At 63.0% G+C, this 13,985-nt stretch carries 13 protein-coding genes; 5 read left to right on the forward strand and 8 right to left on the reverse strand.

Annotated elements, in window-relative coordinates; all coding sequences use genetic code 11:
* Window positions 1–90 precede the first annotated feature (90 nt).
* Window positions 91–876, reverse strand: a complete 786-nt coding sequence (locus B7438_RS10810) for an alpha/beta fold hydrolase (RefSeq protein WP_143465795.1) — start codon at window positions 874–876, stop codon at window positions 91–93.
* Window positions 877–922: 46 nt separating this feature from the next.
* Window positions 923–1,156: a hypothetical protein gene (locus B7438_RS10815; RefSeq protein ID WP_085369565.1), complete on the reverse strand. Its 234-nt coding sequence runs from the start codon at window positions 1,154–1,156 to the stop codon at window positions 923–925.
* Between the two features lie 161 nt (window positions 1,157–1,317).
* Between B7438_RS10815 and B7438_RS10820 the strand changes: the two genes are divergently transcribed.
* Together B7438_RS10820 and B7438_RS10825 are read left to right on the forward strand one after the other, a co-directional pair.
* Window positions 1,318–2,151, forward strand: a complete 834-nt coding sequence (locus B7438_RS10820) for a glucose 1-dehydrogenase (protein WP_256921979.1) — start codon at window positions 1,318–1,320, stop codon at window positions 2,149–2,151.
* On the forward strand, window positions 2,148–3,497 hold the full coding sequence (locus B7438_RS10825) for an NAD(P)/FAD-dependent oxidoreductase (RefSeq protein ID WP_085369567.1): 1,350 nt from the start codon (window positions 2,148–2,150) through the stop codon (window positions 3,495–3,497). Before B7438_RS10820 ends, B7438_RS10825 begins: the two co-directional genes overlap by 4 nt.
* 77 nt (window positions 3,498–3,574) lie before the next feature.
* Here the strand turns inward: B7438_RS10825 and B7438_RS10830 are convergent, their stop codons facing one another.
* A complete protein-coding gene (locus B7438_RS10830; protein WP_085369568.1) occupies window positions 3,575–4,048 on the reverse strand; it encodes a DUF1772 domain-containing protein in 474 nt (157 codons plus the stop codon).
* Window positions 4,049–4,075: 27 nt separating this feature from the next.
* A complete protein-coding gene (locus tag B7438_RS10835) occupies window positions 4,076–4,909 on the reverse strand; it encodes an oxidoreductase (protein WP_085369569.1) in 834 nt (277 codons plus the stop codon).
* 55 nt (window positions 4,910–4,964) lie between these two features.
* On the opposite strand from B7438_RS10835, the gene B7438_RS10840 reads away from it, so the two are divergent.
* Window positions 4,965–5,615, forward strand: coding sequence for a TetR/AcrR family transcriptional regulator (locus B7438_RS10840; RefSeq protein WP_085369570.1), 651 nt, complete (start codon window positions 4,965–4,967; stop codon window positions 5,613–5,615).
* A gap of 88 nt (window positions 5,616–5,703) precedes the next feature.
* Here B7438_RS10840 and B7438_RS10845 read toward each other — a convergent pair whose 3' ends face one another.
* Complete coding sequence (locus B7438_RS10845) at window positions 5,704–6,243, reverse strand: SRPBCC domain-containing protein (protein WP_085369571.1); 540 nt, start codon at window positions 6,241–6,243, stop codon at window positions 5,704–5,706.
* 174 nt (window positions 6,244–6,417) lie between these two features.
* Here B7438_RS10845 and atpB point away from each other — a divergent pair, with 174 nt between their 5' ends.
* Window positions 6,418–7,197: a F0F1 ATP synthase subunit A gene (gene atpB, locus B7438_RS10850; RefSeq protein ID WP_256921980.1), complete on the forward strand. Its 780-nt coding sequence runs from the start codon at window positions 6,418–6,420 to the stop codon at window positions 7,195–7,197.
* An 8-nt stretch (window positions 7,198–7,205) separates the two neighbouring features.
* Here the strand turns inward: atpB and B7438_RS10855 are convergent, their stop codons facing one another.
* The 3 genes from B7438_RS10855 to B7438_RS20255 all read right to left on the reverse strand — a co-directional run bounded on the left by B7438_RS10855 (window position 7,206) and on the right by B7438_RS20255 (window position 10,836).
* A complete protein-coding gene (locus B7438_RS10855) occupies window positions 7,206–8,075 on the reverse strand; it encodes an NAD(P)H-binding protein (protein ID WP_085369572.1) in 870 nt (289 codons plus the stop codon).
* An 87-nt stretch (window positions 8,076–8,162) separates the two neighbouring features.
* On the reverse strand, window positions 8,163–9,200 hold the full coding sequence (locus tag B7438_RS10860) for an MIP/aquaporin family protein (protein ID WP_085369573.1): 1,038 nt from the start codon (window positions 9,198–9,200) through the stop codon (window positions 8,163–8,165).
* A 1,078-nt stretch (window positions 9,201–10,278) separates the two neighbouring features.
* Window positions 10,279–10,836, reverse strand: a complete 558-nt coding sequence (locus B7438_RS20255) for a hypothetical protein (protein ID WP_143465799.1) — start codon at window positions 10,834–10,836, stop codon at window positions 10,279–10,281.
* Window positions 10,837–11,061: 225 nt separating this feature from the next.
* Here B7438_RS20255 and B7438_RS10865 point away from each other — a divergent pair, with 225 nt between their 5' ends.
* Window positions 11,062–13,824 carry a DUF4365 domain-containing protein gene (locus B7438_RS10865; RefSeq protein WP_256921990.1) on the forward strand — a complete coding sequence of 921 codons (2,763 nt, stop codon included), beginning with the start codon at window positions 11,062–11,064 and terminating at the stop codon, window positions 13,822–13,824.
* The last annotated feature ends 161 nt before the right edge of the window (window positions 13,825–13,985 follow it).

Here is a 13,985-nt window from a genome sequence, read left to right on the forward strand (position 1 = left end):
GGGCGGGCGTCGGAAGTGGACCTCGTTGTCACTGGTACTCCGGTTGGCTGATGGGGTGAAGGGGGATGTACGCCATCGCAGAACGCACGGTCAGTGGGTGCGAGCGATGATCGCGTCGACGTGTCCGTGGCCGGGTGCGACGTGTTCGAGGATGCGTTGCCAGGCGCTGGCGATGAGGTCGCGGCCGCCGCGCTCGGACACGAAAGTCTGCGACAGCGGAAGTTGCTTGCTGAACCAGCGCCCGTCTACGGGGGTGGCGTAGTCGTCTCGTTTGCCGATCGCGATCAGAGTGTCGGCAGAGACCCGTTCGAGCGATGGCGGGTCGGCCTCAAAGCAGGCCACGTCGGTGTCGACGCCGACGCTGCCCTGCAGCCGAGCGTCGGCGAGCATCCGGTTCACACGCCGCTCGTACGAACTCGTGTCCCGTTCGGAGAACCGCGGGATCAGTCGGTTCGGATCGAACCATGATTCCGCGTCAGATTCGCGGGCGTCCGCCAGCGTCGGCCAAGCCGGGCAGCCGACCAGCGCCAAACGGTCGACGAGGTCTGGGTGACGGGCGGCGAGGGTCGCAGCGAACAGGCCGCCCTCTCGCCATCCGATGACGCCGATGCGCCCGAAATCGGTGTGCGCGACGGACGACGCGGTGGCTTCGGCCCGGGTGAAATAGTGGGCCACGTCATCTGCCCATGCCGCCGCGGACGGAGTTGTGCCGTCCGGATAGGGATCGGATGAGCCGTACCCCGGACGGTCGAAGGACACCAGATGCACACCCCAGGTGGAGGTCAGAACCGGGTCAGGATCGAATCCGGCCGCACCCGCGGTGGGATGGCACAGCAGGACCAACCGGTTCGCCATCGGATCGCCGAGGCCGGACATGCCGACCGTGCGATCGTTGAGGAACCGGAATTGGCGTCCTGCCACGTCAGTGCTCCGCCTTCGGGTAGTTGCCGTGACGCTTCTCCGTGCTCGTCACCTCTGGTGCTTCACCGTGGTGGGAGGCGCCGGTGTACTCTCCCTCGACGTGCGGGTCGGGTGCCTCCGCCTCGGTCTCGGTGTATTGACCGTGCACCGTGCGTGGCGCGGTGTCCCCGTGCTGGGTGTACTGCCCCTCTAGAGAATCCCGTTCGGTTGCGAACTCGTCTCTTGCTTTGTCCATCCTTCTCACCTCGATTAGTTGCTACAGCGCAATTATTGCACCAACGCCAGCCTTAGTGAAGATGCTGCTAACGATGAATTGCCCGGGAATCGACCCGAGCTCGTGGGCCCGCGACCGGAGAGTCCTACCACTTCCCTGATTGGATATCGAGGTCATTCGCAATGATTGCGGCATCGCAATTGCTTGCTTACAATTGCGGACAATCCATCCCGAGGGGAGAACGCATGCAATTAGATGGCAAGACCATCGTGGTCACCGGCGGTAACAGCGGCATCGGTGCCGCCATCGCGATCGCAGCAGCAGCGGAGGGTGCACGCGTCGTGATCGACTACGTCGCCCATCCCGACGACACCGCCGACCTCGTGCAACAGATCGTTTCCACCGGAGGCGAAGCAATCGGCGTCGAGGCAGATGTTTCCCAACCCGACGGCATCCAGAAGCTGATCCGAGCCGCGGTCGACGAGTTTGGACGGCTGGACGTGTTCGTGAACAACGCCGGAATCGAAAAACGCATGTCCCTGCTCGAGATCGACGAGGACACCTTCGACGAAGTTATCGCGGTGAACGTTCGCAGTGCGTTCTTCGGAACGAAACTCGCGGCCGAGCAATTCATCCAGCAAGGCCCCGAGGGAGGTGTGGTCGTGAACATGTCCTCGGTTCATGAGGACTGGCCGATGCCCGGCAATATCGCCTACTGCGTCTCCAAAGGTGCCATGCGGATGCTCACCCGAACGGCCGGGGTCGAGCTCGGCCCGCACGGGGTGCGCGTCGTCAACGTGGCCCCCGGAGCGGTGAACACTCCGATCAATGCGGCGACGATGACCGACCCGGACAGTCGCCGAAAACTCGAGCAAAGCATCCCGCTCCGAACGGTCGCCGATCCGTCGGCGATCGCCGACACGGTGATCTTCGTGGCGTCCAACCAGGGCCGTTACCTGACAGCGACCACCGTTTTCGTCGACGGTGGGATCATGCAGGGAAGCGTCGGGCTGTGACCGCGGCGCCGCACATCCTCATTCTCGGTGGCGGGTATGCAGGCTTCCACGCTGCTCGAGGACTTCGCCGCGCCGCACTGTCCGGACGCGTGCGCGTGACGGTGGTCGAACCGCGACCGTACATGACATACAAACCCCTGCTGCCCGAAGTCGCTGGGGGCCACACCCAACCTCGTGATGTCACCGTCGACCTTTCCCGGCCGCTCTCCTTCGCCACCGTCGTCGGCGGGACGATCGAATCCGTCGACTGCCGGTCGAAGACCGCCGTGATACGCACCCTCGACGGAACCGAACGAGCGACCCGATACGACCACGTTGTCTTCGCCCTCGGCGCCGTCACGAAAGCAGCGCCAATATCCGGTCTGGCCGAACATGCCGTCGGATTCGAATCACTTGAGGAGGCCGTGTTCCTCCGCAACCATGTCCTGGACCGCATCCAATCTGCGGCGAGCACGACAGACGCCGCCGTTCGCAACCGCGCCCTCTCCTTCGTCTTCGTCGGCGGCGGTTACACCGGGGTTGAAGCGATGGCCGAGCTCCAGGATCTCGCCAGCCGCGCCCATGCAAGCTACCCCACTTTGGACCAGGCAGCGCAGCACTGGATTCTTGTGGAAGCAGCTGGTCGGATCGCTACGGAGCTACCCCCTTCGCTCTCCGACTGGACCCTCCGCCTCCTCCGGCGGCGCGGGATCACCGTGAAAACGAACACGGAAATGCGCTCCTGCGAGAACGGTATCGTCCACCTCACGGACGGCACCCAGCTCGGCGCGGACACGATCGTGTGGGCGGCCGGCGTCACCCCCAACCCGGAGCTGGACCGGACGAACGCTCCCCGAGGTAGCAAAGGTCACGTTCAAGCCAACGCGCGCCTCCAAGTGATCGACAACGACGGCACACCACTACCTGGTGCGTGGGCGATCGGCGACAACGCCGAAATCCCCAACCTCACCGCGCCCTCACAACCCGCATTCTGCCCGCCAACTGCCCAACACGCTCTCCGACAAGCCCAACTCGTCGCAGACAACATCCTCCGCGTCCTGGATGGCACCGAACCGTTCGCGTACCGGCACACGTCGCTCGGCACCCTCGCGAGCTTCGGCGCACGGCGCGGCGCCGGCGTCGTCAAGGGCGTGCCGGTTCGAGGCCAGCTCGCCTGGGTCATCGACAAGGCCTACCACGGTGCAGCTCTTCCCAGCATGTCCAGACGGATACGACTCGCGGCGAACTGGGCCGCAAACGTCCTCGCAATCCGGGACCTGACATCCACGTCCGCCGTCCAACATCCGCGCAGGACTTTCGAGCGGGCGATCGCCGGGCAGACGGAGGAGAAGAATCACGCGCCGTAGTTCCACCGCCAGGCCCTACTTGTGCGGTTGACGAGCTGAGCCAGGCGGGGCGATCGTTCGGAAGCTCGTCTTCTCGTTCACGCGACGATGAGTACCGAGCAGAGCAGCAATACGGACACGCCTTGTATGACGGCGCGCAGCGTGATGATCGATTCCCATCGATCCTGCAGCTCCCGCGCATTTTCCGGCACCTCACCCGCCAATGCGGCGGCGCTGAGTCGCGCATTGATCGGCTTCGAGATTCGCGTGAAGAGAACCAGCCAGGTAAGCAGCAGCAGTAGTGCCGCTCCCGCGAGGAAACCGGGCGCTGGCATCCGCCCGATGAAGGCGATGATCGCCGTGGCCGCGGTGAACACGACGCCAAGGATGCCGGCGATCGGGAGGCGACGGTCTCCAAAATGGTGACCGCGCCCGACGGCCTGCACGAGCGTGCGCGCATCCACACCGGCGTAGACCGGGCGGAGTACGACCGCGGCGAGCACGTCGGCGCCGAAAATCACGGCTACTCCAAGGATGGCGACTGTGGTGGTGATCGAAACGATGACGTCCATGCGGGGTCCCTTCTAGGCTGGGTCTGTCTACGGCTGGGGCGTGAGTTGGGGATAGCCGAACTGCTTACGAGTCAGCGCGTCGAATGTGCGGTCCGGAAGGATGGTGGCGAGGGCGACGGCGATGTTTGCGCCAGGGCCGATCCGGTAGCGAGTTCGCGGCCGTCGGGTCAATGCCGCTTTAGCGATAATGGCCGCCACTGCATCGGGGCTTGAGAATTGCCTGGTGAGCGCTGGGTTGGCGAAATAGGTGCGCATCGCGGAGGCCATCGCCGAGTATGGTCCGCGCGCGGAAGCCCGCTCCACGCGTTCCATCGCGTTGTCGTGCCAGTCCGTTGCAACGTAGCTCGGCTGAACAACTGTGACGTCGATTCCGAACTGCGCGACTTCGCCGCGGAGCGAATCCGACAACGCCTCAAGTGCGAACTTGGAGGCGTGATACCAACCTCCCATTGGGGCAGCGAACTCCCCAGCCAGCGAGGACACGTTGACGATCCTTCCCCGACGTGCGGCTCGCATCCCTGGCAGGACGGCTTGTATCAGCCCGATCGCCCCTAGGACGTTGACCTCGAGTTGCCGGCGGGCGTCGGCGAGCAGCGTTTCTTCGACGCTGCCGAATTCTCCGTATCCGGCGCAGTTGATGAGCACATCCACACTGCCTGCGAGACGGTTTACCGTGTCCACCGCCGCCAGGATCGATTCCTCGTGGGTGAGGTCGAGAGCGACAGGGGTGACGCCTGGGATCTCGGCGATCGCCCCCGTCGTGCGGGCAGCGCCAAAGACTGTCGCTCCGCCCGAGGCGAGCAGGCGAGCTGTGCGAGCGCCGATGCCCGCGGACGCGCCAGTGATCAGAATCGTAGTCATGAACAGCTCCTATCTGTGAATGTGATTCACAGATAGGGACGCTACAGTGAACGCCATGCACAGTCAAGAGGATCGCGCGATTCGGCAACTCTGGGGTCTCGGCGCCCCTGCGGGTCGAGGCCCGAAGTCGCGGTGGAGTGCGGCCGAACTCGCGGGAGCGTCCGTCGATCTCGCGGACGAAGTCGGTCTTGGTGGCATCTCGCTCGGGAAAGTCGCCGAACGGCTCGGCATGACAACCACGGCCATCTACCGCTACGTCGACTCAAAGGCAGAGCTTGTCGAGTTGATGGTGGATGCCGCAATCGGCGACCCCCCTCCGATCCAGGGCGATGACTGGCAGCAACGGTGCCGGGCGTGGGCGTCGCAGCTCGCCGACCGCTACGCCGAACACACCTGGCTGTGCGAAGTCACGCCGACGAGGATGCCGACGCAGCCGCGCGCGTACGCCTGGATCGACGCCCTCGTCGGCGCGATCACAGATCAGACCGACGTCGACGCGCTGCGGCTAGCGCTTCTCTTGGACAGCCTCGTCCGCACCTACGCCTCACTCGAGATGAGCCTGCGTCGCGCAACCCCGACGCCGTGGCTCGCCGACATTGTCTCTGCCCGCTATCCGCGGCTGGCGATTGCAGCCGACCAGGACGTCTCGGACGCTCGCCTCGAGCTCGAATTTGCTGTGGATACCGTACTCCGCGGCGTGCGATGACGCGCATCTCGGTCGAGGGCTGCACGAGCGTGAACGGACTACGCGCCGACGGTCCCTTGCCTACTCTGGACGACAGTGCGGCGAAACGTCAGCCCTGCCCGGCAGCAGGGGCAGTGTTCTGCCTGGTTCCCCGTTCCTGCAGAGGAAGCGTGGCCAGCATCTGATAGTAGCGACTCATTGCTGGGACGTACTCCTCCCACCTCGGCAGAGCCGTCCGGTCGTGCACCGCGACGAGCCGGTCGAGGTAATAGTCCCAGCGTGCCCCTTCCGAACTGTCCGTCAGCACACCAAGGCGACGGCCGAACGTGAGCGTGGTGTGGCCACCGGATTGGACGACATGCCAGTAGACCCGCCACGAGTCTCCCGCGCGCCCAATGTCGGCAGCGAACCGATGTGGCGCCTCACACTCGAGTACTGACACATCCTCCCAGGCGGCGTCGTCCCCGTTCAGCCGGAAGCGGAGCGCCCCGGTTGCCGGCGACCCGGTGAATTCTCCCACCCAGCTGGCCAGTCGCGGGGACCGGCTCAGATAGGACCACACCTCTTCGATCGGGGCGTGGAAGATGCGGTCGAGGACGACATAGACACCGTCGTCTCTCCGAATCAGGCGACCAGTTGGCGCGGCCATGAAGACCTCCTCGCATCCAGGAGAGCACGAGTTCGTGCTCCTTCGCAACCGTTGCGATTTCGCAATCAATACTACTACGATGAGATGGGTTGGCGGTGGGGATACTGCCGCCGGCCCACCATCTTGACGACCATCGGGCTACGCGCCCAATCCCCCCGAAAGTAGACGCCCCCTTTGCTCCCCGCCGACTCCGGATTCACCGGGCCGTCCATCAACGACTTCTTCCCACCCGCCCTGTTGTTCGTTGGGACCCCGTTCGAAGTCAACAGGGTCACCATCATTCGCCTCATCGCCACGCTCGCGATCGTTCTCGTCTTCGGGCTGGGAACGAGACGACTGAAGGTCGTGCCGGGTCGCTGGCAGAGCGTTATCGAACTCGGCTTGGACTTCGTCCGCGTCAACATCGCTGAGGACCTGTTAGGAAAGCGGGACGGCAGACGGTTCCTGCCGCTCTTGACGACGATCTTCTTCATGGTGCTGTTCTTCAACCTCACCAGCATCATCCCCGGCCTGAACATGGCGGGATCTGCGGTAATCGGAGTGCCGTTAGTGCTCGCCATCGTCACCTACGGCACGTTCGTCTACGCTGGCATCCGACACTCACCGGGCGGCTTCTTCCGCAACGCGTTGTTCCCACCGGGCGTGCCGTGGCCGCTGTACATCATCGTCACCCCGATCGAGCTGATCTCGACGTTCCTGGTGCGACCGGTGACGCTCATTCTGCGGTTGATGATGAACATGGTCGTCGGACATCTGCTGCTGGTGCTGTTCTTCTCCGGGACCGAATGGTTCATCTTCGAAGCACCCGGGTTGTTCAAACTGTTCGGTGTCGGCACGCTGGTGTTCGCATTCGCGTTCACGCTGATGGAGATCCTCGTCGGGCTGCTGCAGGCATACATCTTCACCTTGCTGACGGGGGTTTACATCCAGCTCGCTGTCGCCGACACCCACTGAGCCACCGTTCAGCCGGGCGGTCGGTGTTGCGCGCGAAAGTAGTCCTCCAGGTGGTCGTCGCCGAAAGGGGAAGCAACCATGTTTTCCGTCAGCACCGCGCATAGAAACTGAGCAGGTCCGTACACCGGCTCTGGGGTGACGGCGGACGCCGCCGCGATTGCCGCTCGCGCGAGACGACGCGGAACGTGGACGATCCGCGGCCGCCGGTCGGCGACGTAGAACGCGAGCTTGGCCACATCCTCGTAGGAGTACACGTCCGGGCCGCCCACCGCCCGCTCGGCGACACCGACGGCGGCCGCTTCGAGACAGGCTGTGGCGAGGTCCGGGCCGGAGATGGGGTTGATGAAATTGCGGCCGTCACCGATCAGGAATGCCCGACCGTGTTGCGCCATGCGCGGGAACTCTCCCATGTCGAAGAAGAACCCGGCCGGGCGGATCACGGTCGGCCGTAGCGGCGACGCTGTCAGCTCGTCGACGAATCGTTCCTTCGCCGCGACCAGGCGAACGCGGCGGCGCAAGGTCTCCCCGTGCAGCACCGACACGTACACGAAGCGACTCGCCCCGGCCGCTTCCGCCTCCCGCAGCAGCGCGAGGTTCCCGGCGTAGTCGACCTGCTCATACCCGACACCGTCCCGCTGCCGGGTAACGCCGATTGTGGAGATGACCGTGTCGACATCGTCGGCTACATGGCGCAGCGAGCGTGGGTCAGTGACCTGCCCGACGAAGACGTCATCAGCGGACACGGTTGTCCGTTGCTCCTCCCGCCTAACGAGAGCCCGCGTGCACACCCGACCGCGGCGGAGTTCCGCCATGATGCAGCTGCCGAGGTGTCCGGTCGCACCAGCGACGAGGACCCGGCCGAGGGCTTCGCTTGTCATGTCAGCGTGCTGGTGCGAGAACCTGGGAGTGAACGTGTCCTCGCACCAGTCGCCGCCACTCGCCGCTCACATTCCACGAGTGTGCCTCTATCTGCCGCCCGTCTCCGGCGTGTCCGGTCCCGGAGGCCGTCCAGCGCGTGCCCCGTACCCATCAGCCTCCAATGTGTCGGGCCCGGGAGGCCGACCGTCTGTGGTCACGCGCTCCGCCCGGTGACCACCCCGGTCTACCGCGAGCCGCATCTTGCGGGCGTTCAGCACGTCACCGATGAACAGGTCGTAAACGAGGACGCCGACGATGCCGCCGATCAACGGACCCAAGGTCGGCACCCACATGTAGCCGCTGAACCAGTCGCCGTCCCCCGGCACGGCGAGGTTCCCCCATCCAGCCGCCCAGGCCAGCAGCCGCGGCCCAAGGTCACGGGCCGGGTTGATGGCGTACCCGGCGTTCGCGCCGAACGAGATCCCGATCGCCGCCACGGCGAAACCGATGATCAGCGGACCAAGATTCGACTGCACCGCCGTGTTCCGCAGATCGATCACCGCGACCACAATCAGCACCAGGAACATGGTGCCAACGATCTGATCGATCAGCGGCCACCACATGTTCCCGTGGAAATACGGCGCGGGGAAAGTGGCGAAGATCGAGAACGACGCCAACGTGTGCCCATTGACCTTCGTTCCCTTGCTCGCCGCGTCGAACGCATTGATCGCACTGATATACACGAGAAGCACCAGGGCGGCTCCGACGAACGCTCCCACTAGCTGGGACAGCATGTACGGGAGGACTTTCACCCAGGCGAATTTGCGTCTGATCGCGAACGCCAGCGTGATCGCCGGGTTGAGGTGCGCACCGCTGACCCCGCCGGCGATGTAGACGCCGAAGACGACAGCGAACGCCCAGCCCCAGGTGATGAGTAGCCAGTCGCCGGCACCGAGGAAGAACGTAGTCGGACCCTCCGTGCGCCCCGAGCCTGGCAGCGCAGCAACGGCCATCGCGACCACCCCGTCACCGAAGCTGATCAGCACGAACGTGCCAAGAAACTCGGCCAAGCACTCGCCCCAGAGGCCACCTCGTCGTTTCAGTCCGGAACCTCGGAACAGGACCGGGATCGATTCGTCAGTCATGCCGCACCTCCACCATCGAACAGGTACGGGCACGCACCACCAGCGTGTCCTTTGCAATCGAATGCTAGGACGCCCTTCAGAAAAATACAAGGTCCAGCGCAACCTTTGCGGAAACGCAAGAACAAGGTATCGTCATCCCATGACAGAAGCGCCCACCACACCCTCAAGAACAAGGAAGGCGACAACGTCGAACAACGCCCCCGGCGGGAACCCCACCAGGGCTGCCCCGGAACAGAGCGATCGGTCCACGGATCGCCCGGGAGCAGGAGGGAAGCGCCAACACCGAGGCGCTTCCCTCGCCGCCCCATTCGAAGAGTCAGTGGATGACGTCGGCGATCCGTCCTGCTGGTTGCATCGACTGTGCAACGAGTGCGGTGCAGTACTTGGCAATCGCGACACGCTATGCCCTCGATGCGGGACCCATCGTTCAGGAATCGCAGGCTGAACCGCGTCAGACGCGGAAATTAGCCTCTACGCCCTGACGACCACCCATCCGATAGAAGCACGTGGGTGAGACATGCCATGCGCCCACTCACTGTCCTCGTGCTACAGAAACGAGCGAATGGTGGTCACGCTCCCGCTGCTCAATCGCACAATCGGTCAACGGCTCCGAACCGCCCAACAACGGTCAGGCAGCCATCGCGAGAACTACTTGAACAAGTACATATGGAGACGTGCCCATCGCAACCACCCACGGGCTGAGATCGGGGCTTGTTTAGCAGAGCGGAGGGCGCGGGATCCGAACTCTAGCCGGACGTCAGTGACGGCAACGACGATGGGCGACATCCGCGGGAATTCAACGATTCTCGGCGTAGCCCGATAACGGCCACTGATCCTCGATTTCACTCAAATGTTGTCAAACGGTTGTCACGCAATAGCCATGCGGGCCAATCGCAGGCTAAACGGCAGTTGAGCAAAGGGCCGAGCACGTTCGCCCTCGCCGCGGTCCTGACTCGGCAACCATTGGTTGTAAGAGCAGGTGAACAAACCGTTTGGGCGAGGTCTACGCAGGCGGGACCTCCGTCCCGCGTCAGCGCCCGCAAAACCGACTTATGCCAAACCTAGGAGCGCGCACTCGTCACCTGGTTCCGCCGGGCACGTAGCGATTCGTTGCTGCCAGCCATGAGTCGAACGATCGAACGCTGGTCCGGTCGGCCGCCTTGGCGCTCGCATCCCGCCATGCACGAAGCGAGTCCACGACCACGTCAAAGTAATCCATGGCGTTCGTTGTCCATTCGCCGTTGTAATCAGCCAGGTCATCGGCGTCGTTCTGGGATCGTGGCCAGGAGTCCGTTAGCGACAGCGACGTGGCTTCGCCAATGGCAGATCGCACGCTTCGCTTGACATGACGAAAGCCATCCGGAAGTCGATATCGCGCGTCATCCAGTGCCTCATAAAGGCTCTCAATCGCATCTCGCCAGTCTGCGACGTCGCGGAATTGCTGCGCCTCCCTCAATAGTGCCCTGACGGCGAGCAGTCGATCGATGATCATGCTCGCGGTCGTGCGCCTCTGTTTTGCTTCGCCAGCCTGCGCACGTTGTCGACCTCCAAAGCGAGCGCTGAAGAATGCGCCGACTGATGCAGCTAACGTGCTGCCAATCAGTGTTAGAGCGGAATCCAAGAAGTCGGTGGCCACACATGGAGTATCGCGTGGAGGTCGGTGAACCTCCATCAACTCGGCCCAATATCACGCAAGTGATTCACGGGCCGGCTTCTCGGTGACGCGCGCAGCGCGCTGTCTCCTTGTGCCTCGCCGAATGGGGAAAATGGAGGCCGGAGGCATCGAGGCACTGCGTCGTGTCCCCGACGGCGATCGACGCCAGCAAGTCGAAGCTGAAACGGAGTGGGGGGCTGGATGAGTATGAGACAGCCGAGTCGCGTGCAACGGGGCGACATCGGAGAACGGGCTGCTGAAGTGTTCTTCTTGGAACTTCAGTGGGGCCCACTTCCAACCGGTGTACAAGATCTCGGCACCGACCTCTTCATCCAACTTCGCGACGAGTCCGGAGTCGACCTTCGGCTCATGTTGGGTGCCCAAGTCAAAACTGGAGACAGTTGGTTTGACAGTCCTGGCACATTAGACGGTAAGCCGGGGTGGTGGTACAAAGAGCCGGATAAGAGTCACGCAGAATATTGGGCCAACCACCACGTCCCACACATCCTTGTGTTGCAGTCCGAAGATCGGCGTAGGCGTGTCTGGGCAGTGCTCAGTAAGGACACCATCGTCGACACGGGTGCGGGCTTCAAGGTCTTCGTTCCCGCTGAACAGCGGCTTGATCCCTCCTGGCGTGAGACCTGGGTACGGTACGCATCGGAATCGAGAGTGGCCCCTCCGCTCGAAGGCAGCCGGTGGAACTTCTCCATCAACGAACTTCCTCGCGACGAGTGGGCACGATTTGCCCTATTGGCTCCTAGACTCGTCGCTCCACATCCCAACAAGGGCTATGGCACAGCCATCAACTGGGCGGAAGCGACCGCCATTTGCCTCCAGGCAGAAAGCGAGCGATGGGATGGCTTCGCCGCCAACCTGTCGGCCGTGCCTTCTTCGGAGGATGCCCAGTCCGCCGATGAGGCCGGCTGGCGCTTTGCCGCCGCGGTTCGGCAGTGGATTGACGAGGGTTCGATCGAACTCTTGGAAGCCTTTGATGCCGAGGCGAACGTCGCATTGCGAGTGGCAAAGAACGTTTGTCTTTCGGTCGCCTACTTTGACCGCCAAGAATTTGCGCTGGCCGCGACCACGATCGACGCTGAGATCACCGATGAGTTGTCCGTAGATCACGTATGGCTCGCCGTGCACCGTAGCCGGATTCTGGCGGAAACGGGTAATGCCGATGCCGCCCTCGAACAACTCGCTAAGGCCAACGTCGAGGTTGCGAGCGTTGCTGGTGATGTCACAGTATCCGCGCTTCGGTCGTCGATCTTGTGGAGCCTTTACGAACTAAGTGACCGCGAGTCGTTAGATCTGTCCGCCGTTGCACCCGGCATGGACACCACGACGTCCTGGTGGCGCACGCAGTCGGTTGCTTCCGGTCTGGAATCTTGGACGACGCGAGTCTTTCGGGGCTGGGGCCGCGACCGGGCGAAGCGTTTCGGGGGCTCAAATGCAGCCCACAACGAGCTGTTTTCTGCCGCACTGATCGCCCGACTCGCGGGCGACAGTTCGGGCTATCGATCGGCGACAACGTACATGGCGATGGTGGACCTTGCAGTGCCAGCCGAAGTCAATCCACCAGTGAGCGCGAGTCTCGATTCGCTCCGCGAATGCGGAAGCGAGGAAGAACTCAAGCTCGCGATCGGTCGCATCAAGGATGAAGGGCCCTTGGCGGATCTCCGCCGATCCGTCGCCGCAATCACGCCTCAAACGATCACCCACACGAGCTGGAGAGCTGACCTCGTGGCGCTCTCGGAGGCCGGGGGCTTTTACCCGCCCGAGTCAGCCGGTCCTCTAATCACGTTCTTGCTGACTGTGCTGAACGATCCGAAGCCGTTCGAAGACAGCTATGCCGTTCACGTTTCCGTGAATGGGCTCCTCCAAGCCATCGCGGGGCTCAGCCCGCACCTCGAAGAACAAGACAGCGAGCGGGTGGTTCGATACGCGTTAGGACTCGACGCAAACGCTTCTCAAATACAGGAGAATTCGCTTGCGGCGCTTCTCCGGACCCTTGACCAGTCAGTACTCGAGCGCCACGAATCTGAGTTTCGATTAAAGGCTGACGATGCTTCCCTTCCGGCCTGGCTACGGACAATTCATGCGGAATACGTCACCACGAGCCGCGATACGATACGCCCGCTTCTGTTGAATGGCGATGTCCGAGCTCTCAGTGCGGTTCGAGAATTCACAAACCTAAACGCCGACGAAGCTCAAGCAATGCTGAAGGTAGCGACGGAATCGCTATTGGGCCTGCGCTACGGGGCGACAGGATTTGGTATTGGCGGCCCGGACATGGCACAGCTTGCGTTGCAAATTGGCGTGTTCTGCTCATTGCCGGCCGGAATCCAGACTGCAATTTCCTTCGTGGCAGATCCAGACGCCCTGAGGACGCCCAAACGAAACGCATGCAAGTGGCTCGCCAGGCAGCCTGATCTCATTGATGAGCAATGGCGAGCAACGTTGCGGGAGTGCCTTCCCGGGGTCATCGCCGAATCGCGTTCCGACCCCCTTGCAAGCTGGTTGGATGAATTCGGTGGCGCTGCCCACCTTCTGCTGCTGGCACTATTACCGGAAGACGATGGGGCGCGCGCCGAACTCGAAGCTGAGTTGGTCACCGGGGACGAACAGATGAGGTTCGACGCATGCGACTATTTCGCACGGATCTCAGGATCGGAGCCACTGCTCTTAGCCCTAGCCCGCGACTCGAACTACCGCGTTAGTCATCGGGCGATTCTGGCGCTTAGCCATCTGGTTGCGAACTCTCCTAGTCCTCAGCCAGCGTACCTTCGCGCTCTCGCGAGCTTCGCCACTGCCGACGGGGAAGCCAATGCGCTCTTCATTCTCGGAGGTCTCGAGTCCAGTCCGCTATCGCGGCCCGTCCGAGACATAGTGCAATCGCTAACCGAGCACCAAAGCGCGGAAGTGAGATCTCGCGCGGCAAAGACTCTTCACGACGCCAAGGCAATCACCTAGAAACTAAAGAACGGAGATATCCACTCTGCAGAAATTCCCGATCAGTTGACCACAGGTCAGCAACCTGAGCCACAGCCGTTCGCCGGGTCGCGCCCTGCGTACCACCGAGCCTTCTGTTCGGATGGAGCAACGATTGAACCGTCCGCTGCCGTCACTGATAC

This window comes from Leifsonia sp. NCR5, assembly GCF_002105485.1.
Taxonomy (GTDB): domain Bacteria; phylum Actinomycetota; class Actinomycetes; order Actinomycetales; family Microbacteriaceae; genus Leifsonia.

Excerpts from the sequence above, each read along its gene's own strand:
- B7438_RS10840 (WP_085369570.1), top strand. The coding sequence starts at position 4,965 with ATGCACAGTCAAGAGGATCGCGCGATTCGGCAACTCTGGGGTCTCGGC.
- B7438_RS10830 (WP_085369568.1), bottom strand. The coding sequence starts at position 4,048 with ATGGACGTCATCGTTTCGATCACCACCACAGTCGCCATCCTTGGAGTA.
- B7438_RS10855 (WP_085369572.1), bottom strand. The coding sequence starts at position 8,075 with ATGACAAGCGAAGCCCTCGGCCGGGTCCTCGTCGCTGGTGCGACCGGA.
- B7438_RS10845 (WP_085369571.1), bottom strand. The coding sequence starts at position 6,243 with ATGGCCGCGCCAACTGGTCGCCTGATTCGGAGAGACGACGGTGTCTAT.
- B7438_RS10810 (WP_143465795.1), bottom strand. The coding sequence starts at position 876 with ATGTCCGGCCTCGGCGATCCGATGGCGAACCGGTTGGTCCTGCTGTGC.
- B7438_RS10815 (WP_085369565.1), bottom strand. The coding sequence starts at position 1,156 with ATGGACAAAGCAAGAGACGAGTTCGCAACCGAACGGGATTCTCTAGAG.
- B7438_RS10865 (WP_256921990.1), top strand. The coding sequence starts at position 11,062 with ATGAGACAGCCGAGTCGCGTGCAACGGGGCGACATCGGAGAACGGGCT.
- B7438_RS10835 (WP_085369569.1), bottom strand. The coding sequence starts at position 4,909 with ATGACTACGATTCTGATCACTGGCGCGTCCGCGGGCATCGGCGCTCGC.
- B7438_RS10820 (WP_256921979.1), top strand. The coding sequence starts at position 1,318 with ATGATTGCGGCATCGCAATTGCTTGCTTACAATTGCGGACAATCCATC.
- B7438_RS10860 (WP_085369573.1), bottom strand. The coding sequence starts at position 9,200 with ATGACTGACGAATCGATCCCGGTCCTGTTCCGAGGTTCCGGACTGAAA.